Annotated in this window: 26 protein-coding genes; 23 read left to right on the top strand and 3 right to left on the bottom strand. The window is 44.9% G+C overall.

Annotated features, from left to right (window positions below; all coding sequences use genetic code 11):
- Positions 1-86 precede the first annotated feature (86 nt).
- From rpiB to KH172YL63_RS20595, 14 genes are all read left to right on the top strand, one after another.
- Entirely contained in the window at positions 87-530 is a 444-nt protein-coding gene (rpiB, locus tag KH172YL63_RS20660; RefSeq protein WP_173107843.1) for a ribose 5-phosphate isomerase B, read from the top strand.
- Positions 531-542: 12 nt separating this feature from the next.
- Positions 543-1,085, top strand: coding sequence for a TIGR01440 family protein (locus tag KH172YL63_RS20655; RefSeq protein WP_173107842.1), 543 nt, complete (start codon positions 543-545; stop codon positions 1,083-1,085).
- A gap of 425 nt (positions 1,086-1,510) precedes the next feature.
- Positions 1,511-2,752: a serine hydroxymethyltransferase gene (glyA, locus tag KH172YL63_RS20650; RefSeq protein WP_173107841.1), complete on the top strand. Its 1,242-nt coding sequence runs from the start codon at positions 1,511-1,513 to the stop codon at positions 2,750-2,752.
- A 429-nt stretch (positions 2,753-3,181) separates the two neighbouring features.
- Positions 3,182-3,811 (top strand): uracil phosphoribosyltransferase, encoded by a 630-nt coding sequence (gene upp, locus KH172YL63_RS20645; RefSeq protein WP_173107840.1) that lies wholly within the window; start codon positions 3,182-3,184, stop codon positions 3,809-3,811.
- A 581-nt stretch (positions 3,812-4,392) separates the two neighbouring features.
- Positions 4,393-4,614: an AtpZ/AtpI family protein gene (locus KH172YL63_RS20640; RefSeq protein ID WP_173107839.1), complete on the top strand. Its 222-nt coding sequence runs from the start codon at positions 4,393-4,395 to the stop codon at positions 4,612-4,614.
- Between the two features lie 5 nt (positions 4,615-4,619).
- On the top strand, positions 4,620-4,994 hold the full coding sequence (locus tag KH172YL63_RS20635) for an ATP synthase subunit I (RefSeq protein WP_173107838.1): 375 nt from the start codon (positions 4,620-4,622) through the stop codon (positions 4,992-4,994).
- Positions 4,995-5,016: 22 nt separating this feature from the next.
- Complete coding sequence (gene atpB, locus KH172YL63_RS20630; protein ID WP_173107837.1) at positions 5,017-5,730, top strand: F0F1 ATP synthase subunit A; 714 nt, start codon at positions 5,017-5,019, stop codon at positions 5,728-5,730.
- 68 nt (positions 5,731-5,798) lie between these two features.
- On the top strand, positions 5,799-6,011 hold the full coding sequence (gene atpE / locus KH172YL63_RS20625) for a F0F1 ATP synthase subunit C (protein WP_044339990.1): 213 nt from the start codon (positions 5,799-5,801) through the stop codon (positions 6,009-6,011).
- Positions 6,012-6,168: 157 nt separating this feature from the next.
- Complete coding sequence (locus KH172YL63_RS20620; protein WP_173107836.1) at positions 6,169-6,687, top strand: F0F1 ATP synthase subunit B; 519 nt, start codon at positions 6,169-6,171, stop codon at positions 6,685-6,687.
- The gene (locus KH172YL63_RS20615) at positions 6,684-7,220 is read left to right on the top strand and encodes a F0F1 ATP synthase subunit delta (protein ID WP_173107835.1); all 537 of its coding nucleotides are present in this window, start codon (positions 6,684-6,686) and stop codon (positions 7,218-7,220) included. Before KH172YL63_RS20620 ends, KH172YL63_RS20615 begins: the two co-directional genes overlap by 4 nt.
- A 27-nt stretch (positions 7,221-7,247) precedes the next feature.
- Positions 7,248-8,756: a F0F1 ATP synthase subunit alpha gene (atpA, locus tag KH172YL63_RS20610; RefSeq protein ID WP_173107834.1), complete on the top strand. Its 1,509-nt coding sequence runs from the start codon at positions 7,248-7,250 to the stop codon at positions 8,754-8,756.
- 103 nt (positions 8,757-8,859) lie between these two features.
- Entirely contained in the window at positions 8,860-9,720 is an 861-nt protein-coding gene (locus tag KH172YL63_RS20605) for a F0F1 ATP synthase subunit gamma (protein ID WP_173107833.1), read from the top strand.
- A gap of 71 nt (positions 9,721-9,791) precedes the next feature.
- A complete protein-coding gene (gene atpD / locus KH172YL63_RS20600; RefSeq protein ID WP_173107832.1) occupies positions 9,792-11,195 on the top strand; it encodes a F0F1 ATP synthase subunit beta in 1,404 nt (467 codons plus the stop codon).
- 22 nt (positions 11,196-11,217) lie between these two features.
- On the top strand, positions 11,218-11,622 hold the full coding sequence (locus KH172YL63_RS20595; RefSeq protein WP_173107831.1) for a F0F1 ATP synthase subunit epsilon: 405 nt from the start codon (positions 11,218-11,220) through the stop codon (positions 11,620-11,622).
- Positions 11,623-11,665: 43 nt separating this feature from the next.
- On the opposite strand, the gene KH172YL63_RS20590 is transcribed toward KH172YL63_RS20595, so the two are convergent.
- Together KH172YL63_RS20590 and KH172YL63_RS20585 are read right to left on the bottom strand one after the other, a co-directional pair.
- Complete coding sequence (locus KH172YL63_RS20590; RefSeq protein WP_173107830.1) at positions 11,666-12,337, bottom strand: DUF2642 domain-containing protein; 672 nt, start codon at positions 12,335-12,337, stop codon at positions 11,666-11,668.
- Between the two features lie 170 nt (positions 12,338-12,507).
- Complete coding sequence (locus tag KH172YL63_RS20585; RefSeq protein ID WP_173107829.1) at positions 12,508-13,089, bottom strand: hypothetical protein; 582 nt, start codon at positions 13,087-13,089, stop codon at positions 12,508-12,510.
- 405 nt (positions 13,090-13,494) lie between these two features.
- On the opposite strand from KH172YL63_RS20585, the gene KH172YL63_RS20580 reads away from it, so the two are divergent.
- From KH172YL63_RS20580 to spoIID, 4 genes are all read left to right on the top strand, one after another.
- The gene (locus tag KH172YL63_RS20580; protein WP_173108322.1) at positions 13,495-13,731 is read left to right on the top strand and encodes a DUF1146 family protein; all 237 of its coding nucleotides are present in this window, start codon (positions 13,495-13,497) and stop codon (positions 13,729-13,731) included.
- Positions 13,732-13,952: 221 nt separating this feature from the next.
- Positions 13,953-14,702: a YwmB family TATA-box binding protein gene (locus KH172YL63_RS20575; protein WP_173107828.1), complete on the top strand. Its 750-nt coding sequence runs from the start codon at positions 13,953-13,955 to the stop codon at positions 14,700-14,702.
- A 32-nt stretch (positions 14,703-14,734) separates the two neighbouring features.
- On the top strand, positions 14,735-16,039 hold the full coding sequence (murA, locus tag KH172YL63_RS20570) for a UDP-N-acetylglucosamine 1-carboxyvinyltransferase (protein WP_173107827.1): 1,305 nt from the start codon (positions 14,735-14,737) through the stop codon (positions 16,037-16,039).
- A gap of 392 nt (positions 16,040-16,431) precedes the next feature.
- Positions 16,432-17,445 (top strand): stage II sporulation protein D, encoded by a 1,014-nt coding sequence (gene spoIID / locus KH172YL63_RS20565; RefSeq protein WP_173107826.1) that lies wholly within the window; start codon positions 16,432-16,434, stop codon positions 17,443-17,445.
- Positions 17,446-17,480: 35 nt separating this feature from the next.
- Here the strand turns inward: spoIID and KH172YL63_RS20560 are convergent, their stop codons facing one another.
- Entirely contained in the window at positions 17,481-17,918 is a 438-nt protein-coding gene (locus tag KH172YL63_RS20560; RefSeq protein WP_173107825.1) for a VanZ family protein, read from the bottom strand.
- A 213-nt stretch (positions 17,919-18,131) separates the two neighbouring features.
- Here KH172YL63_RS20560 and KH172YL63_RS20555 point away from each other — a divergent pair, with 213 nt between their 5' ends.
- From KH172YL63_RS20555 to spoIIID, 5 genes are all read left to right on the top strand, one after another.
- On the top strand, positions 18,132-18,977 hold the full coding sequence (locus KH172YL63_RS20555; RefSeq protein ID WP_173107824.1) for a stage II sporulation protein SpoIIQ: 846 nt from the start codon (positions 18,132-18,134) through the stop codon (positions 18,975-18,977).
- Between the two features lie 278 nt (positions 18,978-19,255).
- On the top strand, positions 19,256-19,438 hold the full coding sequence (locus KH172YL63_RS20550) for a hypothetical protein (protein WP_173104252.1): 183 nt from the start codon (positions 19,256-19,258) through the stop codon (positions 19,436-19,438).
- A gap of 24 nt (positions 19,439-19,462) precedes the next feature.
- Positions 19,463-19,765 carry a DUF4212 domain-containing protein gene (locus tag KH172YL63_RS20545; protein WP_173107823.1) on the top strand — a complete coding sequence of 101 codons (303 nt, stop codon included), beginning with the start codon at positions 19,463-19,465 and terminating at the stop codon, positions 19,763-19,765.
- Between the two features lie 41 nt (positions 19,766-19,806).
- Positions 19,807-21,474: a sodium:solute symporter family protein gene (locus KH172YL63_RS20540; RefSeq protein WP_173107822.1), complete on the top strand. Its 1,668-nt coding sequence runs from the start codon at positions 19,807-19,809 to the stop codon at positions 21,472-21,474.
- Between the two features lie 471 nt (positions 21,475-21,945).
- On the top strand, positions 21,946-22,206 hold the full coding sequence (spoIIID, locus tag KH172YL63_RS20535) for a sporulation transcriptional regulator SpoIIID (protein WP_034765200.1): 261 nt from the start codon (positions 21,946-21,948) through the stop codon (positions 22,204-22,206).
- The last annotated feature ends 5 nt before the right edge of the window (positions 22,207-22,211 follow it).

Below are 22,211 nucleotides of genomic sequence, written 5' to 3'. Positions count from 1 at the left end.
TAGAAAGAAAAAGAATTCGAAAAGCTTTATATAATGAAGTCTCTGTGGCAAAATAAACGTATCAAAAGCAAGAGGGAGTGGGATGAATGAAAATCGCCATTGCGTCTGATCATGGTGGGGTAAACATCAGAGAAGAAATCAAATCATTATTAGAAGAAATGGGCCTGGAATATGAAGATTTCGGCTGTGAATGCGGAACATCCGTCGACTACCCAGACTACGCGGTTCCGGTAGCAGAAAAGGTAGCGAGCGGAGAGTTTGACCGGGGCATCCTTATTTGTGGCACGGGAATCGGGATGAGCATTTCAGCGAATAAAGTAAAGGGCATCCGCTGTGCCCTTGTACATGACCTGTTCAGTGCGAAAGCGACACGGGAACATAATAACAGCAATATGCTCGCGATGGGTGAACGTGTCATCGGACCTGGGCTTGCCCGCGAAATCGCAAAAACCTGGCTTCTGACCGAATTCGAAGGCGGTAGGCATGAAAACCGGGTAGGGAAGATCACCGCATACGAAGACAAAAAATAAGGAGTGACCTTCATGGAAATCGCTCGACTAAAGGAAGAGCTTCAATCGATCCTCCAGGACTTCACTCGTCAGGTTCCGCTGAAAAGTGGACAAGTATTCGTTGTCGGCTGCTCCACATCTGAAGTGATGGGGGAGCGGATTGGCACCGCCGGGACTATCGAGGTGGCGGATATGATCTTTGGTGAACTACAGGCATGGGCGGAATCATCAGGCGTATCACTTGCCTTTCAATGTTGTGAACATTTGAACCGGGCAATCGTCCTGGAAAGGGATGTGGCAGAACGAAAGGGACTGGATGAAGTCACCGTCGTCCCTGTGCGCAGTGCAGGTGGCGCCATGGCAACGAAAGCGTACCATTCCTTTCATGATCCGGTCATGGTCGAGCATATCAAGGGAGACGCAGGCATCGATATCGGGGACACCTTCATCGGCATGCACCTGAAGCACGTCGCTGTCCCTGTCCGCGTGACCCAGAAAAGCCTTGGCCAAGCCCACGTCACCCTCGCCAAAACCAGACCCAAACTCATCGGCGGAAACCGGGCGGCCTACGAATAACCCTCTCGCAGGGTAAAAAACAGCTTGATAGGAGGGTCCGTTCCTTTTTGATTGGGGGACGGACCTTTCTTTTGATTTTTGGTCCTGAATTCCGAACGTTCAAGGTGGGCAAGGGTTGAGGGTGGCTTTAGGTAGAGACAGGTGATTGTTTGGTGTAGGCATGTCGGTTTTGTATTGAAGGAACAGGCGGAGTAAATATGTTGGTAAAACCTAGAATTGGTGTTGATTTGCAGGTAGTGAAGGATGGTGGATGACTGGTTGTGGGTGCCTTCACTGGAGGTCCGTCCCTCGAAAGGGGTTCTAAACACGAACGTTACGATTTGTTTGGAGTTTTTATTTCGCCTTTGGGTGAATCGTGTTAGAATGGGAGGGAATGAATCAAGGAGGCGCCCATTGAGGGGCCTATGAATTAAAGGGGGATATGTATGAGTAAGATTGCCAAGCAAGATCCGGAAATTTATGCAGCGATTCAAGATGAATTAGAACGTCAACGGACGAAGATCGAGTTAATTGCATCTGAAAACTTTGTCAGTGAAGCCGTCATGGAAGCACAAGGCTCTGTGCTGACAAATAAGTATGCAGAGGGGTACCCAGGTCGTCGCTATTATGGTGGCTGTGAGCATGTGGACGTAGCAGAAAATCTTGCCCGCGATCGTGCGAAACAGATCTTTGGAGCAGAACATGCGAACGTTCAGCCTCACTCAGGAGCACAAGCCAATATGGCAGTCTACTTCACAATCCTTGAGCAAGGAGATACGGTGCTTGGGATGAACCTTTCCCACGGTGGGCATTTGACTCACGGAAGTGCCGTAAACTTCAGTGGTGTTCAATATAATTTCGTAGAATACGGTGTGGATGAAGAGAAGCACCTGATCAATTATGAAGATGTAAGACAGAAAGCGTTGGAACATAAACCGAAGCTGATCGTAGCGGGAGCGAGTGCCTACCCGAGAGCGATCGATTTCGCGAAGTTCCGTGAAATCGCCGATGAAGTCGGTGCTTATCTGATGGTGGACATGGCTCACATCGCCGGACTTGTAGCGGCTGGCCTTCACCAGAACCCGGTTCCGTACGCAGACTTCGTCACAACAACGACGCACAAAACATTGCGCGGACCTCGCGGAGGAATGATCCTTTGTAAAGAAGAGTTTGCGAAGAAGATAGACAAGTCCATTTTCCCAGGGATCCAAGGCGGACCGCTGATGCATGTCATTGCTGCTAAAGCCGTTGCATTCGGTGAAGCCCTGCAGGATTCTTTCAAAGACTATGCAGCGAACATCATCGACAATGCGAAGCGTCTAGGAGAAGGCCTTGTTAAAGAAGGCATCGACCTCGTATCTGGCGGATCGGACAACCATTTACTGCTGATCGACCTTCGTTCACTCGGGCTGACTGGTAAAGTTGCTGAGAAAGTCCTTGATGAAATCGGGATCACAGTCAATAAAAACACGATTCCATTCGACCCTGAAAGTCCATTCGTAACAAGCGGTATCCGTATCGGAACGGCTGCTGTGACTTCAAGAGGATTCGGGCTTGAAGACATGGACGAAATCGCATCGATCATGGCTTTGACTCTTAAAAACCATGAAGACGAAGCGAAGTTGGAAGAAGCACGTCAACGCGTCATCGATCTGACAGGTAAGTTTGAATTGTATCCAGAGCGGTAATGAATCAGAACCTCTTCACCAAGGAAGGATTTCCATGGTGGAGGGGTTTTTGTTGTGGTGTGGAAAATTATGTAAAGTGACGCATAAACCAGGGGAAGAGACGCAAAAAATGAAATAATGACGCATAAACCAGTGAAAGAGACGCATAAAAAATTATTTTGACGCATAACGCATGGGAATTGACGCATAAATCCATGAGAAGACACTTCTCTAGTAGTGACCATCTAAAGTTTTTTAAGAAAATACCCCGTCACATCCTGCTCCAGTCCCAAATAATAAAAAAATCTCCATTCCCAACTCAATTTTAACGTTTCCATTACACTTTTCCTCACGTGTTGCTCTTAAATTGTCTTTTATGTACAATAGTCTGAGGTGTAAATGAAGTGGACAACCATTTTACATAAAATTGAATCTGAAGGAGAGAGTCGAATGGGTAAAGTATATGTATTTGATCATCCGTTAATCCAGCACAAATTGACGTTTATCCGTGATAAAGAAACAGGTACGAAGGAATTTCGTGAATTGGTGGATGAAGTGGCAACACTGATGGCGTTTGAAATCACACGCGATCTGCCACTTGAAGATATCGATGTGGAAACGCCGGTGAGCAATGCGAAGGCCAAAACCCTTGCCGGAAAGAAATTGGGAATTGTTCCTATTTTACGAGCTGGACTTGGAATGGTCGATGGAATCCTGAAGTTGATCCCTGCTGCGAAAGTGGGACATGTTGGGTTATATCGTGACCCCGAGACTCTTAAACCGATTGAATATTACGTAAAGCTTCCAAGCGACGTGGAAGAGCGTGACTTCATCGTTGTCGATCCGATGCTTGCGACAGGCGGATCTGCGGTTGAAGCCATCAACTCATTGAAAAAGCGTGGAGCGGTCAGCATCAAGTTTATGTGTTTAGTAGCGTGCCCTGAAGGGGTAGACGCAATCAAGGAAGCACATCCTGACGTTGATATCTTCATCGCAGCCCTTGATGAGAAGCTGAATGAAAAAGGCTACATCGTTCCTGGTCTGGGGGACGCTGGAGATCGTTTGTACGGAACGAAATAAGGAAAAGTAAAAAGAGTCCGGATTATCAATATATGATGATCCGGACTTTTTGTTTTAACTGGAAGTATTTACATTAAATTCAAGGGTTACTCACCTAGTATATATTCTATATAATGGAGGGGCATGTGAAGTAGGGGTGAGAAGCTCTTTATACATATTTAAATGAAGGAATATTCTCAAAGTGGAGATGTATGCAAGCAGTAGGTTTTGACTAGAGATTGGTGCTATAAGTCTACTCATGGTGATATGCAGTAGCCTTCAGTTTCTGGATGCATTAGATGAATATGCCAAAAAGGCAAAGACCGCCTTTCTGGCCGCCTCACCTTATGCCGGTCGCCCCAGAACAGCCCCGCCGTTTTTCTACTAAATGTGTTGAAAATGTGAACAATCTGGAAACACGTGGATAGGTTGTGAACTTTTTAACTTTGACGCATTGACATAGATTACACCCTATTGTATGCTTACAAAGGATGTAAAATGGTAAGGTTTTCACAATGGGGAAACCCTGATGGGAAAGGTTTTTTATCATGTGATCCAAATGAAAGAGTTTCCACTATAATGCGTCTGTGGAGATGATTGATATGCGTCAAACCAATCGACGCCCGCAACATCCGATGGTCTTATATTCCGCCATTCTTTCCCAGCTTGTCGGCTCCATTTTAATAGGGGTCTTCGGAGGAAGATGGGTAGACGGAATGTTTAGCACCACACCACTTTTCTTAATTATTGGACTATTCCTTGGGCTTACAACAGGAATCTACACCATGCTCCGTACAGTCCAACATTTCAATTCGGGAGATTAATGTAAATGCCAGAACTTCAGCAAGTGTTTAACAGGCATCGTAAGTACATATTTTTCCTCCTTTCCTTTTACGTCCTCGGTTGGGGATTCACTTCCTATCAGTCTATTTTCCTTGGGCTTATTTTAGGGACAGGCATCAGTCTGTTTAGTCACTGGCTGATTATGAGGAGAACCGTGCGATTCGGTGATGCCGTAGAAGCTGGTCAAAAGGTTAGGTCTTTAGGGACTTTCTCAAGGATGGCAGGTGCGGCATTTGCAGTGATGATTGCAATGGAGTACCCTGAGTACTTTCATCTTCCGAGCGTCATTTTTGGATTAATGACAATTTATGTTGTCATTATGATAGATTATTTTATTCAGCAGCTTAAATCTCATAAATAGCGGGGAAGAGAGGTGAATTTCATTGCATCATGAAAATCCTACAGCCGAGTTTCTGGGGTTAACTTTTAACCTGGCGAACGTACTGATGATCACAGTGGCAAGTGTCGTTGTATTCCTCATCGCCGTTCTGTCGACTCGTAGACTGGCCATGAAACCGACCGGAGTGCAAAACTTTATGGAATGGGTCATGGACTTTGTCAAAAATATCGTGAAAAGTAATATGGATTGGAAAACAGGTGGTCGTTTCCATCTCCTTGGACTTACTTTACTCATGTACATTTTCGTATCAAACATGTTAGGACTTCCGTTCTCGGTAGTCATTGAAGGCGAATTATGGTGGAAGTCACCAACAGCGGATCCAGTTATCACTATGACTCTTGCGGTTATGGTCGTCGTATTGACGCACTATTATGCAATCAAGATGAAAGGGTTCGGTGAATACGGTAAAGACTTCTTCAGACCTATGTCGTTCTTATTCCCGCTGAAGATCATTGAAGAATTTGCCAATACGTTAACACTTGGTCTTCGTCTTTACGGTAACATTTATGCTGGGGAAATCCTGCTTACTTTACTGGTAGGAAGCCTCGCACACATGGGAGCAGCCGGTTTACTGGGTGCCATTATCCCGACGATTGTATGGCAAGGTTTCTCAATCTTTGTCGGCGCAATCCAATCATTTATTTTCGTTATGTTAACGATGGTTTATATGGCTCACAAAGTCAGCATGGACCATTAATATATACCCTGTTCAAAATTGAACAAACTACACAAACTTTTTCATACATTTAAAGGAGGAAATTCAGAATGGGTCTTTTAGCAGCAGCAATTGCAATCGGTTTAGCAGCACTAGGTGCAGGTATTGGTAACGGTCTTATTGTTTCACGTACGGTAGAAGGTATGGCTCGTCAGCCGGAAGCTCGTGGAATGCTTCAAACTACAATGTTCATCGGGGTTGCACTAGTAGAGGCGATTCCTATCATCGCAGTAGTTATCGCATTCATCGTAATGGGTCAATAATAGCAATTTCAAGTTCAAGATGGCGAAGATCATTCGATAAGAACCTTCGCCATTCCTTTATGTTTAGTACTTAAACAGATTATGAATGGTACGGCATTTGCCGTTATTGTCCAGCTTTCTTAAAGAAGGCATCGACTCTTGAAGGGAGTGAAACCGCGTGCTTACAAACGCATTTGTCCTTGGAGCCGCTGATGGCTTTACAGGTGGAGATATCGTATTCCAGCTTGTTATGTTCCTCATCCTTCTTGCGTTATTGAAGAAGTTTGCCTGGGGTCCTTTGATGGGCATCATGCAAGAACGTGAGAATCACATTGCAAGTGAAATTGAAGCGGCTGAACAAAGCCGTCTAGAAGCAAATAAGAGCTTGGAAGAGCAACGTCAACTTCTAAAAGAGGCTCGTCAGGAAGCGCAAGCAATGATCGAGAACTCTAAGAAGCAGGGTGATGAGCAGCGCGAACAAATCATCATCGCCGCCCGTCAGGAATCTGAGCGCTTGAAAGAGTCTGCGAAACGTGAAATCGAGACGCAGAAAGAACAAGCGATGACAGCTCTGCGGGAGCAGGTTGCTTCACTATCTGTTCTGATTGCATCGAAAGTGATTGAGAAAGAACTTTCTGTCCAAGATCAACAGAAGCTGATCAATGATTATATTAAAGAGGCAGGAGAAGAGCGATGAGCTACTCTACAGTCGCAAAACGCTATGCGTTAGCTCTTTTCGAAATTGCCAAAGAACACAATCAATTAGAAGCGATTGAACAAGAGCTTCGTGCAGTGAAAACCGTTTTTAACCAAAATAAAGAATTAAGCACTCTATTGGAAAATCCGAAGTTTTCTACGGATAAGAAGAAAGAGATGTTAAAAGAAGCGTTCTCAAGCGTTTCAGCACCAGTATTAAATACGCTGTTACTCATGACAGATCGTCATCGTGAAGATCAGGTAGTGGGCGTTGTAGATGCATTCATTGAGCTTTCTAATGAAGCGATGGGAATTGCAGAAGCAAAGGTGTATTCCGTACGTGCTTTAACGGAAGATGAGAAGGCAGCAATCTCAGCTTCTTTTGCTAAGAAAATTGGTAAACAATCATTAAGAATTGAGAATGTGATAGACGAAAACATCCTTGGCGGACTTAAGGTCCGTATCGGCAACCGTATTTATGACGGAACCCTTGCCGGCAAGTTGAATCGTCTTGAGCGTGAACTCGTTCGTTAACTTTCGTATAAATGAGGGGTGAAATTCATGAGCATCAAGGCGGAAGAAATCAGCGCGCTGATAAAAAAGCAAATTGAAAACTATCAGTCTGAGATGAAAGTAAGCGATGTAGGTACAGTTATCCAAATCGGTGACGGTATCGCTCGTGCTCATGGCCTCGACAATGTCATGGCTGGAGAGCTTGTTGAATTTTCTAACGGTGTCATGGGTATGGCGCAGAACTTAGAGGAAAACAACGTAGGTATCATCATTCTCGGACCATTTAAAGACATTCGTGAAGGCGATGAGGTTCGTCGTACTGGACGGATCATGGAAGTTCCAGTAGGACAAGAATTAGTAGGTCGTGTTGTAAACTCACTAGGACAACCAGTTGATGGGTTAGGTCCAATTGCGACAACGAAGACACGTCCAATTGAAGGTGGAGCACCTGGTGTAATGGATCGTAAATCTGTACACGAGCCACTTCAAACGGGTATCAAAGCGATCGATGCGCTAGTTCCAATCGGTCGTGGTCAACGTGAGCTGATCATCGGAGACCGTCAAACAGGTAAAACATCTGTTGCGATCGATTCGATCCTGAACCAAAAAGATCAAGACATGATCTGTATCTATGTTGCGATCGGACAAAAAGAATCAACTGTACGTAATGCAGTTGAAACGCTTCGTAAGCACGGTGCCCTTGATTACACAATCGTTGTAACGGCATCAGCGGCTTCACCAGCTCCAATGCTATTCTTAGCACCATACGCTGGTATCACTATGGGTGAAGAATTCATGCATAACGGCAAGCACGTTCTTGTTGTATATGATGATCTTTCTAAGCAAGCATCTGCTTACCGTGAGCTTTCACTATTATTACGTCGTCCTCCAGGCCGTGAAGCATTCCCTGGTGACGTATTCTACCTACATTCTCGTTTACTCGAGCGTGCAGCGAAATTGAGTGATGCAAAAGGTGGCGGTTCGATCACTGCATTGCCTTTCGTTGAAACACAAGCAGGAGATATCTCCGCTTATATCCCAACAAACGTTATCTCCATCACGGACGGACAGATTTTCTTACAATCTGACCTATTCTTCTCCGGTGTACGTCCGGCGATCAATGCGGGTCTTTCCGTATCACGTGTTGGTGGATCTGCACAAATCAAAGCGATGAAGAAGGTTTCAGGTACGCTGCGTCTTGACTTGGCTGCTTACCGTGAGCTAGAAGCATTCGCCCAGTTCGGATCAGATCTTGATAAAGCGACTCAAGCGAAGTTGAATCGTGGAGCGCGCACAGTAGAAGTACTGAAGCAGGATCTTAACAAACCACTTAATGTTGAAAAACAAGTAATGATCTTCTATGCACTGACAAAAGGTCATTTAGATGATATTCCAGTTACAGATATCCGCCGTTTCGAAGGTGAATTCCTAAGCTGGTTAGATCACAACCATACAGAACTGTTAGATCATATCCGTACAACAAAAGGACTTCCTGAGGACGAAGGAATGGTCGCTGCGATCAACGAATTCAAGAAGACTTTTGTGAAATCTGAATAATTGACTGCCGGGTCGGTGTCGCTTGTTGACACCGGCGGCTTATTCAATCATTCAGTTGGTTCTATTGAATATGACTAACATTTTAAAAGGGTGGTGAGAACCAGTGGCATCGTTACGCGACATAAAAACTCGTATTACATCTACGAAGAAAACAAGTCAAATTACGAAAGCAATGGAAATGGTCTCTGCCTCTAAATTGAACCGTGCTGAAACAAATGCGAAAGCCTTTGTTCCTTACATGGAGAAAATCCAGGAAGTTGTAACGTCCATTTCCCTTGGTAGCACAGATGTAACGCATCCGATGCTAGTCTCCCGCCCCGTAAAAAAAACCGGCTACTTGGTCATTACATCTGACCGCGGTTTGGCGGGGGCTTATAACTCGAGCGTCATTCGTGCTGTAAGTAATGCGATTAAAGAGCGTCACAGCTCAAAAGATGAATACGCCATTATTGCGTTAGGTCGTATTGGAAGAGATTTCTTCCAAAAACGAGGCGATAATGTAGTGGAAGGCATTGTAGGGCTACCAGATCAGCCAAACTTTGCAGATATCAAGGACATTGCCAACAAAGCAGTCAGCATGTTCTCTGATGGTGCATATGATGAGCTTTACATGTTCTATAACCACTATGTCAGTGCCATTCAACAAGATGTTACCGAGAAGAAGGTGCTGCCTTTAACGGAGCTGGACTCTTCTTCATCGAAGTTAACTTCTTATGAGTTTGAACCTAATGCTGAAGAAATTCTTGAAGTGTTGCTTCCTCAATATGCTGAAAGCTTGATTTACGGTGCGCTACTTGATGGTAAAGCCAGTGAGCACGCTGCCCGTATGACAGCAATGAGAAATGCGACAGATAATGCAAAAGAAATCATTAACAGCCTTACACTTTCTTATAACCGTGCGCGTCAAGCAGCGATTACCCAAGAAATCACGGAAATCGTGGGCGGGGCAGCAGCACTCGAATAGAAACGAAATTCCGGCTTAGGCCCGGATTACAACATAGTTTTGTCGTCAAAAGCTAGTTAGGAGGGAAAGAGATGAACAAAGGACACGTTCTTCAAGTAATGGGTCCAGTTGTTGATGTCAAGTTCGCCAATGGCCAACTTCCTGATATCTACAACTCATTAAAGGTCCAAATTGCAGATAGAGCTGAACTTACATTAGAGGTTGCCCTTCACCTAGGTGATGATTCTGTACGTACGATCGCGATGGCATCCACAGATGGTTTACAACGTGGAGCCGAAGTACTTGATACAGGAGCGCCAATCTCTGTACCAGTAGGGGATGTCACTTTAGGTCGTGTATTCAACGTTCTAGGTGAATCAATCGATTTAGACGAGCCTATCGAAGCAGGTATCCGTCGCGATCCAATTCACAGACAAGCACCTACATTTGATCAGCTTTCTACAGAAGTTGAGATTCTTGAAACAGGTATCAAAGTAGTAGACTTACTTGCACCATACATCAAGGGTGGTAAGATCGGTCTATTCGGTGGTGCCGGTGTTGGTAAAACCGTATTAATCCAGGAGCTTATCAACAACATCGCTCAAGAGCACGGCGGTATCTCTGTATTCGCAGGTGTTGGAGAGCGTACTCGTGAAGGAAATGACCTTTACCACGAGATGAGCGATTCTGGCGTTATCAAGAAAACAGCGATGGTATTCGGACAAATGAACGAGCCGCCAGGAGCGCGTATGCGCGTTGCCCTGACAGGTCTGACAATGGCTGAATATTTCCGTGATGAGCAAGGTCAAGACGTACTTCTGTTCATCGACAACATCTTCCGCTTCACGCAAGCAGGTTCAGAGGTTTCTGCCCTACTAGGCCGTATGCCTTCTGCCGTTGGTTACCAACCGACACTTGCGACTGAAATGGGTCAACTGCAAGAGCGTATCACGTCAACAAATGTAGGTTCTGTTACATCGATCCAAGCGATCTATGTACCTGCCGATGACTACACGGATCCAGCTCCTGCAACAACTTTCGCTCACTTGGATGCAACAACGAACCTTGAGCGTAAACTTTCTGAGATGGGTATCTACCCTGCGGTAGATCCACTGGCATCTACTTCACGTGCTCTTTCTCCAGAGATCGTTGGGGAAGAGCACTACAGCATAGCGCGTAATGTTCAACAAACATTACAACGTTATAAAGAACTGCAAGACATCATCGCGATCCTTGGTATGGATGAGCTTTCTGATGACGATAAGCTGACGGTACACCGCGCACGTCGTGTACAATTCTTCTTATCTCAAAACTTCCACGTTGCAGAACAGTTCACTGGACAAAAAGGTTCTTATGTAGAAGTAAAAGATACTGTCAAAGGGTTCAAAGATATTCTTGACGGTAAATACGACCACATTCCAGAAGATGCATTCCGTCTAGTAGGTCCGATCGAGGACGTACTGGCAGCAGCTAAAGAAATGGGCGTAGAGGTATAATTAGGGACCAGGAGGGAAGAAAATGAAGACATTAAAAGTCAATATTGTCACTCCCGATGGCCCAGTGTACGATTCAGAAGTGGAAATGGTGAGCACAAAAGCCCAAAGCGGTGAGCTTGGAATCTTACCTGGACACATTCCGATGGTTGCTCCACTACAAATCGGTGCGGTTCGCCTGAAAAAAGGTGGAAACACTGAGCTTGTAGCTGTCAGTGGCGGATTTGTAGAAGTTCGTCCTGAACAAGTGACAATCTTAGCACAGTCTGCTGAAAAAGCAGAAGCTATCGATGTACAACGCGCGAAAGAAGCAAAAGGCCGTGCAGAAGACCGCATGCAGGCACAGAAGGATGACATTGACTTCCGACGTGCTGAACTCGCTCTTAAGCGTGCTATGAATAGAATCAACGTTTCCGAACGTCACTTCTAATACAGAAAGACCCGGCTTTCAATTATGAAAGCCGGGTCTTTTTTTACGGTAAATGGACTGTCTGTACATGCTGCATATTCAAAAAGATTGAATCGCCTTTTGCCGTGATCATATCGAGGATAGTGTCTTCGACTCTCTCTATTTTACCGATCAGTTCCTCTTCGATGCCAAGATTCAACACGACGAGATGACCGATCATCTTCTCGAGTTGAACCTCGAAGCTTCTCGCCAGTGTGAGGGAGCTTGGGGGGTTGACGGGGAGGTTTTCTTTACTGAGGCGATAAGGGGAGTGGTTCGTGGAATAAGGAACGAGCCATTTCAAGTGCTGCATGGAGATGTACATCGTTTTATAGACCGGTGAATAAAAGGAGAAATAATTATTCATGATCCCGGTGATGTAGCCATGGATCGCCTGATTGCCGACCGTATAGATTTCAAGGAAGACACCCCTGGCGGAGGTGAGGATCTTCCGGAGAGACAGTGTATCATCCTGCTCGAGCTGTGTGCCTGCTACAGGGTCATTGATGCCGAGTTCTTCCTTCGAGACGATGGCCATCCTTTTGATATGGGAAGTGGAGAGGTAGAGATAGTCATTTCCGTCAAAAACGATCATCACTTCATTTCCCACCTCGATCAACAGCCCGTTGATGGCTTTTTTTCCGGTCATTTCAATCATGACCGCTTCGCCGGTGAAACTGGAATAGATTTTCTTCATCGTATACTCCTTTCTTTTCAAGCCTAGGAAAGTCCCGGGCATGACTTGGGTGCTTGTCCAACTGTCATAAGAATATGGGACCATTGCCTGTATGGTGGATCTCAGCATCTTTTTCCTGAAGGATGTACTTCAATAAAGGATGCTGAGATTGTCCCTGCTTACACCATTTCTTAGTAACCGGCTTCTGCCCCTTCAATTTCATCGTAATAACAAGATGACGGTTGTCTTTTCTTAGATTTCTTACCGGAAGATTTCTTAGAGGATTGCTCATCTGATCCTTCATTGGAGTTGGATTCTTCCTGCGCTTCGTCTTTCTTCTCTTCATCTTTTTGATCATGGTCGACGTAGCTGAGGCTTTTTACATGAAACATCGCGATTCGGACGACTTCTTCATTGACGACCAAAGACAGGTAGTCATCAGTGAAATTGTCCAATACACCTTCGATCTTTTCAGGACCTCCCCGGTTGATGGTGACCCATTTATATTGCAGGCTGGCAACCAGACCGGCAAAAGTATCTTCCTTCATGAATTCGTTGTTTTTCCCGACAGCCTTAAACGGCAAGCCAGTCTTGGCATTATGCGTAATACTCTTCACATGGGCCCCGTGGAAATACACGACACCTTCTTTTTCAGTTAATAGTGCAAAATGATCCTCCCCTGCATACAAAACCATCCCGGTGCGGGATTCAGGACCTCCCCGATTCACCCGTACAACCTTCCCCAACAATGCAGTCATTAACTCTTTATTCATTTAAATTCCCTCCTGTAAAATATAAACATTTTCACCTTATATATATGTGACATGCCATGACGCCGCAACGATACAAAGGCCCTTTTTAAAGGACAAGACCCAAAACAAAGCCAAAATGGTGAAAGTGTACATATTTGAGGGACGGACCTTGCTGAATGAAGATAAAACCCATTAATAGAGGTATTTTCTCTTAAAATGAGTGGTTTTTATGGGGACGGACCTCCGATAAACAACCCTACACTCACCCCAGAACCCCAACCGAGGTCCGTCCCCAAAAAAACCTGCCAACCCCAGTGACCCCAACGTCCCAGCCGGTTTAAAAATTTTGTAAAATACATATGTACTTTTTGAATTATGTGGTAAAATAGTCTTTGTGTGCGAATGAGAGGAAAGGGAGTGAGTAGAGTGGTGGAAAGCTTTGGTCAACAGGCCCTGGTCAGCATGCTTGTGCATCTGTTTGTGTTCGGGATCACGTTCTGGTCTTTGCAGGCCATTCAGTTAGACAAGCTCCTGAAAAAGAATCGAGTCGCCCAGGCGAGACTATTGTACATCCTGTTAACGGTTGCGATCGGATCAGCCGTCAGCCGGTTTTTACTGGATTATTACCTTTGGTCTCAAAATTTACCCGTTTTCTTCGAATAGATAGAGTTTCTGACAAAAAATAGGTCTTCCTGCATGTTTTCAACAAGACATGTTTTAAGTAAGATTAATTCTGTGTTAAGTACCTTTGTGAAAAAGTTTCAATGTGAAACCGCTTTACATGACAGCCTGTCCACATTCATGATTTGTAAAAAGATGACGACAATTTTCAAGTATGTTCTTCCCTGAATCGGAAAGACTTTTAGGTAAGGGGAGGAATGAAGATGGGTCGGTATTTTTACATTATTTTAATGTTTTTTGTTGGATTAGGTTTTCTTCCCGTTATTAATGGGAACAACACTATCGAAGCCAATCATTTATTAGACATTGAAAAGCTCGATCAAGCCATTGTTCATTCTCAAGGTCGGATAACTGAATGGTCTCTATATGCAAGAGAAAACAAAAAAAGTTTCACGAATAAAGGATTTGCCAAATACAGTACTACTATGCAAGAAAAATTTTCTGATTTTCAGTGGGTGACTGAAAAGTCTGCTGACACGGTAATGGTTGTGGGACAGCGCCAGACGTCTCACGGGGAAGAAACCATTAAACTCCAGCACACCCCCACAAGCGAAAGTTCGGTTTCGTACATTATGTATGAATTGCGGGGAAATCAGGAAGCGTTGGATCATCAGACGAAGCAGTATATCAAGTCTGAATTCATCCCAAATATGGAAATCATTTTCACTAATAAACCTATGATTTTCTCTTGTATAAAAGGCGAATTCAATGATAAGCTTGAGGAAGTTTTGTCGAATCAGGCTGTCGAACTAATGTCGAATTTAGACGCAAAAGAATTGGAATCACTTGAAGAAGAAGACTTTTATTCCATTTCAGCTTACTCGGAACAAATGTCACGGACAATACCAACAAAAAATGATGATATGAATATACAACTAGGTCTAAGGAAAAGCGGAATGGGCGCTAAGACAACCTTTGTCATTGGAACACCCATCCTAATTATTGAATATTAATATAGAGAAATTGGACGCGGAGGGGAATACTCTTGGATAAAATTATCGTCCGCGGCGGTCAGCGTTTAAGCGGTACAGTGCAAGTTGAAGGAGCAAAGAATGCCGTTTTACCAGTCATCGCTGCTACATTATTAGCAAGTGAAGGAAAAAGTGTAATTAAAAATGTACCACCACTCTCCGATGTATATACGATTAATGAAGTATTACGTCATTTAAATACAGATGTAGCGTTTGACAATGGTGAAGTCATCGTGAATGCATCAAGAGAGTTGTTTGTAGAAGCACCGTTCGAATATGTACGTAAAATGCGTGCATCTGTCCTGGTGATGGGATCATTACTTGGCCGTACAGGTAAAGCACGTGTTGCGCTTCCTGGCGGATGTGCGATTGGATCAAGACCGATCGACCAACACTTAAAAGGCTTCGAAGCAATGGGAGCAAAAGTGAAGGTTGGAAATGGTTTCATTGAAGCTGAAGTTGATGGAAGACTGAAAGGTGCCAAAGTGTATCTGGACTTCCCAAGCGTCGGGGCGACAGAAAACATCATGATGGCAGCCGTTCTTGCAGAAGGAACGACCATTCTTGAGAACGTTGCGAAAGAGCCTGAAATCGTCGACTTAGCGAACTTCCTGAACAAAATGGGAGGAAACGTTGTAGGTGCAGGTACTGGAACGATCCGTATCGAAGGTGTCGACCGTCTATACGGCTGCGAGCACAGCATCATCCCTGACCGTGTTGAAGCAGGTACATTCATGGTGGCTGCAGCGATCACAAAAGGTGATGTTCTTGTTAAAGGTGCAATCCCTGAACACCTGTCTTCTTTAGTTGCAAAAATGGAAGAGATGGGTGTAACGATCATCGATGAGAAAGAAGGACTTCGCGTCATCGGACCGGAGAAACTTAAATCAGTCGATATCAAAACAATGCCACACCCTGGTTTCCCGACAGATATGCAATCCCAAATGATGGCTTTACTTCTTGCTGCAGAAGGCACAAGTGTCATCACTGAAACAGTATTCGAAAACCGTTTCATGCATGTGGAAGAATTCCGTCGTATGGGTGCAGACATCAAGATCGAAGGGCGCTCTGTGATTATGAACGGACCAACGTCCCTTCAAGGGGCTGAAGTCGCTGCAACGGATTTACGTGCAGCAGCAGCACTTTCCATCGCTGGTCTTGTAGCAGACGGCTACACGCGCGTTACTGAACTGAAGCACTTAGATCGTGGATATGTCAACTTCCATCAGAAGCTTGCTGGCCTTGGTGCCGATATCGAGCGTGTGAAAGAAGTGGAAGAAACACCTGTTTCTGAACAAAACATGATCAAGGATGCCTAAATAATAGGAAAAGGTGAGCTTCTTGTGATGAGGAGCTTGCCTTTTTTTGTTTGTTTGGCAAAAAAGTGGTTCGTCCGGCCGATAAATTAAGAAAATGGCTGGATTTGGAGCAATCGACACCTGTCTCCTAGTGAGAATCAAGTCTCATCAAAGATATATTTTCAAAAACCTCACACTTATTTTCAAAAAAACAATTTTATTTTTAAAACCCAGACATTTATTTTCAATTTCAGGATTTTATTTTCAAAACCACTCCCCAATAGCCTGCACGCCGTCAGAATTCTCTCCGATTTCCCACTCATAAATACTTGTCCACTACCATACATATGTAAGAGAGTGGAGAAGTGTTCCAGGACATTCTCCTATTTAATCTTTCATTGGAGGCCGCAAACATGAAGCATTTGAAACCAGTACTGATCGTCTTCACAATCTTTATGACCATCATTTTTATTGTACCTACTCTGCTGGTGCTCCCGTTTTCGTCAGATAAGGACACGGCAAATCTGGACGAAAAGCTGAAGAAATCACCATCCATTGAAGAACTGGCAAACTCGGTGGAGGTGGCGGTCTACCGCTCTAACCAGGATTTGATCGAAAAACTCCCCCTCGAGCAGTATGTCGTGGGAGTCGTGGCTGGTGAAATGCCGGCAGACTTTGAAAAAGAAGCATTGAAAGCACAAGCATTGGCGGCAAGGACGTATATTGTGAATCAGCTTCTCTCTGATGATGACTCTGTTCCAAAGGGGGCTGATGTAACGGATACCATTTCTCATCAGGTGTATAAAAATCAAAACGAACTGGTCGCCCTATGGGGTGCTGACTATGATTGGAAAATCAAGAAAATCTCAGAAGCGGTGCTTGAAACAAAAGGAAAAGTACTCACATATGACAATAAGCCGATTACCGCTGCTTTCTTCTCTACAAGCAACGGGTATACGGAAAACTCAGAGGCGTATTGGACAGATGATATTCCGTATTTACGCAGTGTCGAGAGCCCTTGGGACGCAGACTCTCCTAAATTTGAGGATCAGAAGGTTATTCCCATAAAAGAATTTGAACAAAAACTTGGCGTCACTTTGCCGAAAGATGGTTCCGTTGGGGCGATCACCTCAAGGACAGAAGGCAAGAGAGTGGGGAGTGTAGAAATAAACGGTAAGGGATTCTCCGGTCGTGAGATAAGGGAAAAATTAGACCTTCGATCATCAGACTTCACTTGGTATAAGAAGGACGATCATATTGTCATTTCTACAAAAGGATCTGGTCACGGGGTAGGAATGAGTCAATACGGGGCCAACGGCATGGCGAAGGATGGTAAGGACTATCAGGAAATCGTCACCCACTACTATAAAGATGTCAAAATTACCGAGTCATCCAAGCTCCTTCAAAAAGTGACGGCACAAAGATAAAAAACAAAAGGATTGAGTCCCCATGGTGGTGTGGCTCAATCCTTTTTCATATACGCTTCGAATGCCTTCATCTTTTTAGTCAAGCGATGCCCGGGCTTTTTAAAATAGGTGTGGTTGACGATCCAGAACAGAACCGTGACACCAATCAGATCCTTGGCAGCGTCGATCAAGGTCGATGACCGGTACGGGACGAAGGATTGGTGGATTTCGTCGATGAAACCGTAGAAGATGGCAATCAGTGCCACAATGAAGTTCACATTGTACTGAAGTCTTCCGTGTGCCATCAGCGCGATCACAAATAATCCATACAATATCCCGAATTCCACGAGATGGAGTGATTCCTTCACAAAGCGATCGACCTGGTTGTCAGGCAAACGGAGAATCGCATCGTCCGGATTCCCGGACATCACCCAGATCATGACCATATAGATAAAAGGCGCGGCTGTCAGTACAGCCTTCAGGAGCTTTTTCATATACTACCCGTCCTTTCTATTTTTATCATTGTAACATGGGTCGTGAAGGGTGAAACGTAGAAATATGGCTAATTGCTGAAAGATGTTTTAAGAAAGTTTAAGCATTCATACATAATCCTCTTCATTTTGTCGAAAGATAAGTATTTAAAAATTTTTTTCGAATGTGTATATATTTTCAGAATTCTGTTCAGAATGATTGCAGAGGTGATGAAAATGAGAGAGGAAGAAAAGAAACAACCTTCTCAAAACTTTTTGAAAAGACGTTGGGCATACCCAGCAATCTATTTAGCAAGTGCAGCAGTCATTATCACGGGGATCCTGTGGTACCAGGCAGGAAATGATGTAAACGAGAAAGCCAAGGATTACAGCTATGATGGAGTTCCTACTGATAATGAGTTCAACCAGCCTGCAGAAGAAGTCAATCGGTCATTGGAAAACTTTGTAATGCCTGTTTCAAGTCCAGAAGACACAGTCATCGAAAAACAATTCTACGATACTGAAGCTTCAGCGGAAGAACAGGAAGCAGCCCTTGTCGTGTATGGAAATATGTATTACCCGAACCAGGGGGTCGATATCTCGAAAGATGGGAAAGAATTCGATGTATTGGCAGCCATGAGCGGGACAGTCACAAAGGTCCAGGAAGATTCACTGCTTGGCAACACAATTGAAATCGAGCACAGCAAAGGTATCGTGACACGTTATCAATCTGTGAAAGACTTTGAAGTTGCAGTAGGAGATGTCGTCGAACAGGGACAAGCCATTGCGAAAGCAGGAAAGAGCCTATTCAATGAAGAAGCAGGCGTCCACGTACACTTTGAAATCCGTAAAGCCGATGTTGCCGTGAATCCACTGGAATACTTCAATAAGTCTCTTGCCACATTGCAGGAAGCCCAGCTTGAAGACAAAAAAGTGTCAGGTGAACAACCGGATGCTGAAGCATCAGAAGAGAATGCTGCAGAAGATCAAGCGAGTGAAGACAACGCATCAGAAGAAAAAGACACAGCTGATCAGGCTAAGCCTAAGCAGGAAAGCAGCACTGACGTAAAAGACGAAGAGTAAGCCAATATAAATGAAGACTGACTGCGGTCAGTCTTTTTTTTGTGGAAAATTTCCTTGGAAATTCGACAGGGGTGAAAGTTTACTGGAAAAGCATTACCATCCGATTAAATGTGAATTATATGAAGGAAATCATTCATTTCCTTATTTTAGTAAAATGTTTCCGGCATTAGGACGTATATTTGTCGTTTTTTCTTTATTGACCAAGCTTTTTCCAGTAAAGATAATGAGTTCATGGATGAAATTTCAGAAAATTAAGTTATTATTCAGGAGGTGAACCATTGATTTACTTTATGGCGTTTGTCATCATCACTGTTGGATGCATCACGCTTGCCCTGAGAAAGAAGCGGGCAATCTTTTTGACCATTCCATTCATGTCTTTATTCCTTTATTTCATTGTGCAGATCGCACTTGTCCCCGTGCCGTTTTTTGAAACCGTGAAGTTCATTTTCAGTTTAAAATAAAGAGCTTGAAAAGGGGTTACATATATGAAAAAGATTGATAGAGCAAAAGCGGATCAATATTTTAAAGAGAAGAACCGCTATATGGCCATTTATCTCGCCATCTGGTTTCTCTCTTCCTTTGGCGTCGTCATGTTTGCAGAAAAATTTGCTACATTCACCTTTAACGGATTCCCATTCCATTACTTTATGGGCGCTCAAGGGTCGATTGTCATCTTCATTCTATTATTATACGTCAATGCCAAAGTGAGCGACGGGATCGATCGCAAATATGGCATTGAAGAAAGTAAAAACGAGCAGATCAGCTATGGGAAGACGCTGGATCATTGAGGTTCTTGATAAATAGAGAGAAAAACAGGGGGAAGAGATAAATGGATACTCAGTTTTTAGTATCAACGTCGATTATTTTATTAACCTTTGCACTGTACATCGGGATCGCGGTCTATAACAAAGCGAAGGAGACATCGGACTTTTACGTCGCAGGCCGTGGCGTTCCGCCGATCTTCAACGGAATGGCGATCGGTGCCGACTGGATGAGTGCGGCTTCATTCATCGGGCTTGCCGGTACCGTCATGATCCTAGGTTATGACGGACTCGCCTATATTATGGGCTGGACCGGTGGCTATTTGCTCCTTACCTTCCTGCTTGCGCCACAGCTGCGGAAATATGGCCGTTATACGGTACCTGAATTCATCGGGGACAGATATAACAGTCATACAGCACGGGTGATCGCAGCGCTTTGTACGATCATCATCAGTTTTACCTATTCCATCGGACAGCTGTCCGGTTCAGGGGTCGTGATCGGCCGTCTTTTCGAAATCGACGCCAAAGTTGGGACGATGATCGGCGTCGTACTCATTGCCTTTTACGCAGCGTTCGGTGGAATGAAAGGGATCACGTGGACGCAGGTGGCCCAATATATCGTATTGATCATTGCTTATTTAATCCCCGTCATCTTCATGTCCCTGCAAATCACCGGTAACCCGGCCCCGTGGCTGTCATACGGTGAGCTTGTCGGGAAGATCGGGGAACTTGACCGGGAGCTTGGGGTGTCGGAATACTTCGCTCCCTTCACAAACGGGACGAAGTGGCAGTTTATCGCCCTCATGTTCACCCTGATGGCAGGGACCGCAGGGCTTCCACATGTTATCGTCCGTTTCTATACGGTGTCGACAATGAAAGCAGCCCGCTGGTCAGGCGCCTGGGCACTTCTTTTCATCGGACTTCTATACCTGTCAGCACCGGCGTACGCAGCATTCTCAAGGTTCATTCTGATGACGAAAGTGGCCGGAAGTAAGATCAGCGAGCTTCCATCCTGGACAACCTCCTGGGTGGATACGGGAAAATTGCAGGTGGCCGACGGGAACGGCGACGGCATCCTGCAATGGAAGGAAATCATCATCTCAAATGACATCGTCGTCATGGCCACACCTGAGATTGCGAACCTCGGTGTGTTCGTCATCGGTCTTGTGGCAGCAGGTGCGATGGCTGCGGCTTTATCAACAGCCGGCGGATTGATGATCGCGATTTCTTCTTCCTTTGCCCATGATATTTATTACAGAGTGTTCAAGCCGGAGGCAACAGAGCGGAACCGGCTGGCGGTTGCCCGTTTGTCCATCATCGTCGCGACCGTGCTTGCAGGGATCGTTGCCCTCAATCCTCCAGGCGTCATCACCCAGATTGTTGCGTGGGCCTTTGCGCTTGCGTCTGGAACGTTCTTCCCGGCACTCCTCCTCGGGGTGTGGTGGAAGCGCTCCAACGCCCAGGGGGTCATCGCAGGGATGCTCGTGGGGCTCGGAGTCACCCTCTCCTACATCTTCCTGGCAAGGTCTGGTGTGACCTTGTTCGGGATCATCGATACTGGCGCCGGCGTCTTCGGGGCAACGGCAGCGGCCATCGCCAATATCGTCGTGTCCCTCATGACGAAAGCACCTTCCCAGAAGATACAGGAAGAAGTGCTTGATCTGCGCTATCCAGAACAAATGACCTTTAAAAACGGTGAAGTATGGGTCGATGACGACGTCGACTTTAAAGCATAGGGGGAAAAGCCACGCTTCGGATCGAAGTGTGGCTTTTCTTATGTACAGGTAAAGGAAAACATACATTTTTCAAGCAGACTCGACTCATTTCTCAGGAAATAGTGAGGAAACGGCGAGAAGTGGGGAGTGGGTGTCGAATAGTCTTTTGCTTTAGGGTCGGGGGAAGGTCCGTCCCTCGTCTTTATTTTCAGAAAATTAACGCGAAACCTTGTCCTTATTGTGTTTTTTGTGCATATATGTGGGCACAAGCTAATAAAATGATACAAACCTATCAAAAAAGAGAGTGTTTGAGGTGAGGAATCGTCACTATACCATTGGTCGAGAGCTGAATATTTGATTATATGCGCTAATATCGGGAAGCTTGAAGCTTTCTGTCCCTTGCACGTGTGCAGGAGGTTTATACTATTTCATTGATGCGAAAGCGAGTCTCATTTCACACTTCTCACATCCAATTTAGGGAGGTCGAGTGGTGTGCACGATTACATCAAAGAGAGAACAATCAAGATTGGAAAGTATATCGTGGAGACGAAAAAAACCGTTCGTGTGATCGCGAAGGAGTTTGGCGTGTCCAAAAGTACTGTCCATAAAGACTTAACAGAACGACTGCCAGAAATTAATCCAGATCTCGCAAATGAAGTCAAAACGATACTTGATTACCATAAATCAATCCGGCATCTACGAGGTGGCGAAGCCACAAAGCAAAAGTACAAAAAAGAAGAGCTCCACAGTTAGCCGAA

Origin of the sequence: Bacillus sp. KH172YL63, from assembly GCF_011398925.1 — a bacterium.
Lineage (GTDB): Bacteria > Bacillota > Bacilli > Bacillales > Bacillaceae_B > Rossellomorea.
The sequence above is the reverse complement of the archived record's forward strand: the minus strand, read 5'-3'. Positions and strand labels throughout refer to the sequence as shown.

Bases quoted from the DNA above. Each gene is read 5' to 3' on its own strand.
- rpiB (WP_173107843.1), top strand. From the start codon at position 87: ATGAAAATCGCCATTGCGTCTGATCATGGTGGGGTAAACATCAGAGAA.
- KH172YL63_RS20655 (WP_173107842.1), top strand. From the start codon at position 543: ATGGAAATCGCTCGACTAAAGGAAGAGCTTCAATCGATCCTCCAGGAC.
- glyA (WP_173107841.1), top strand. From the start codon at position 1,511: ATGAGTAAGATTGCCAAGCAAGATCCGGAAATTTATGCAGCGATTCAA.
- upp (WP_173107840.1), top strand. From the start codon at position 3,182: ATGGGTAAAGTATATGTATTTGATCATCCGTTAATCCAGCACAAATTG.
- KH172YL63_RS20640 (WP_173107839.1), top strand. From the start codon at position 4,393: ATGCGTCAAACCAATCGACGCCCGCAACATCCGATGGTCTTATATTCC.
- KH172YL63_RS20635 (WP_173107838.1), top strand. From the start codon at position 4,620: ATGCCAGAACTTCAGCAAGTGTTTAACAGGCATCGTAAGTACATATTT.
- atpE (WP_044339990.1), top strand. From the start codon at position 5,799: ATGGGTCTTTTAGCAGCAGCAATTGCAATCGGTTTAGCAGCACTAGGT.
- KH172YL63_RS20615 (WP_173107835.1), top strand. From the start codon at position 6,684: ATGAGCTACTCTACAGTCGCAAAACGCTATGCGTTAGCTCTTTTCGAA.
- atpA (WP_173107834.1), top strand. From the start codon at position 7,248: ATGAGCATCAAGGCGGAAGAAATCAGCGCGCTGATAAAAAAGCAAATT.
- atpD (WP_173107832.1), top strand. From the start codon at position 9,792: ATGAACAAAGGACACGTTCTTCAAGTAATGGGTCCAGTTGTTGATGTC.
- KH172YL63_RS20595 (WP_173107831.1), top strand. From the start codon at position 11,218: ATGAAGACATTAAAAGTCAATATTGTCACTCCCGATGGCCCAGTGTAC.
- KH172YL63_RS20590 (WP_173107830.1), bottom strand. From the start codon at position 12,337: ATGAAGAAAATCTATTCCAGTTTCACCGGCGAAGCGGTCATGATTGAA.
- KH172YL63_RS20585 (WP_173107829.1), bottom strand. From the start codon at position 13,089: ATGAATAAAGAGTTAATGACTGCATTGTTGGGGAAGGTTGTACGGGTG.
- KH172YL63_RS20575 (WP_173107828.1), top strand. From the start codon at position 13,953: ATGGGTCGGTATTTTTACATTATTTTAATGTTTTTTGTTGGATTAGGT.
- spoIID (WP_173107826.1), top strand. From the start codon at position 16,432: ATGAAGCATTTGAAACCAGTACTGATCGTCTTCACAATCTTTATGACC.
- KH172YL63_RS20560 (WP_173107825.1), bottom strand. From the start codon at position 17,918: ATGAAAAAGCTCCTGAAGGCTGTACTGACAGCCGCGCCTTTTATCTAT.
- KH172YL63_RS20555 (WP_173107824.1), top strand. From the start codon at position 18,132: ATGAGAGAGGAAGAAAAGAAACAACCTTCTCAAAACTTTTTGAAAAGA.
- KH172YL63_RS20545 (WP_173107823.1), top strand. From the start codon at position 19,463: ATGAAAAAGATTGATAGAGCAAAAGCGGATCAATATTTTAAAGAGAAG.
- KH172YL63_RS20540 (WP_173107822.1), top strand. From the start codon at position 19,807: ATGGATACTCAGTTTTTAGTATCAACGTCGATTATTTTATTAACCTTT.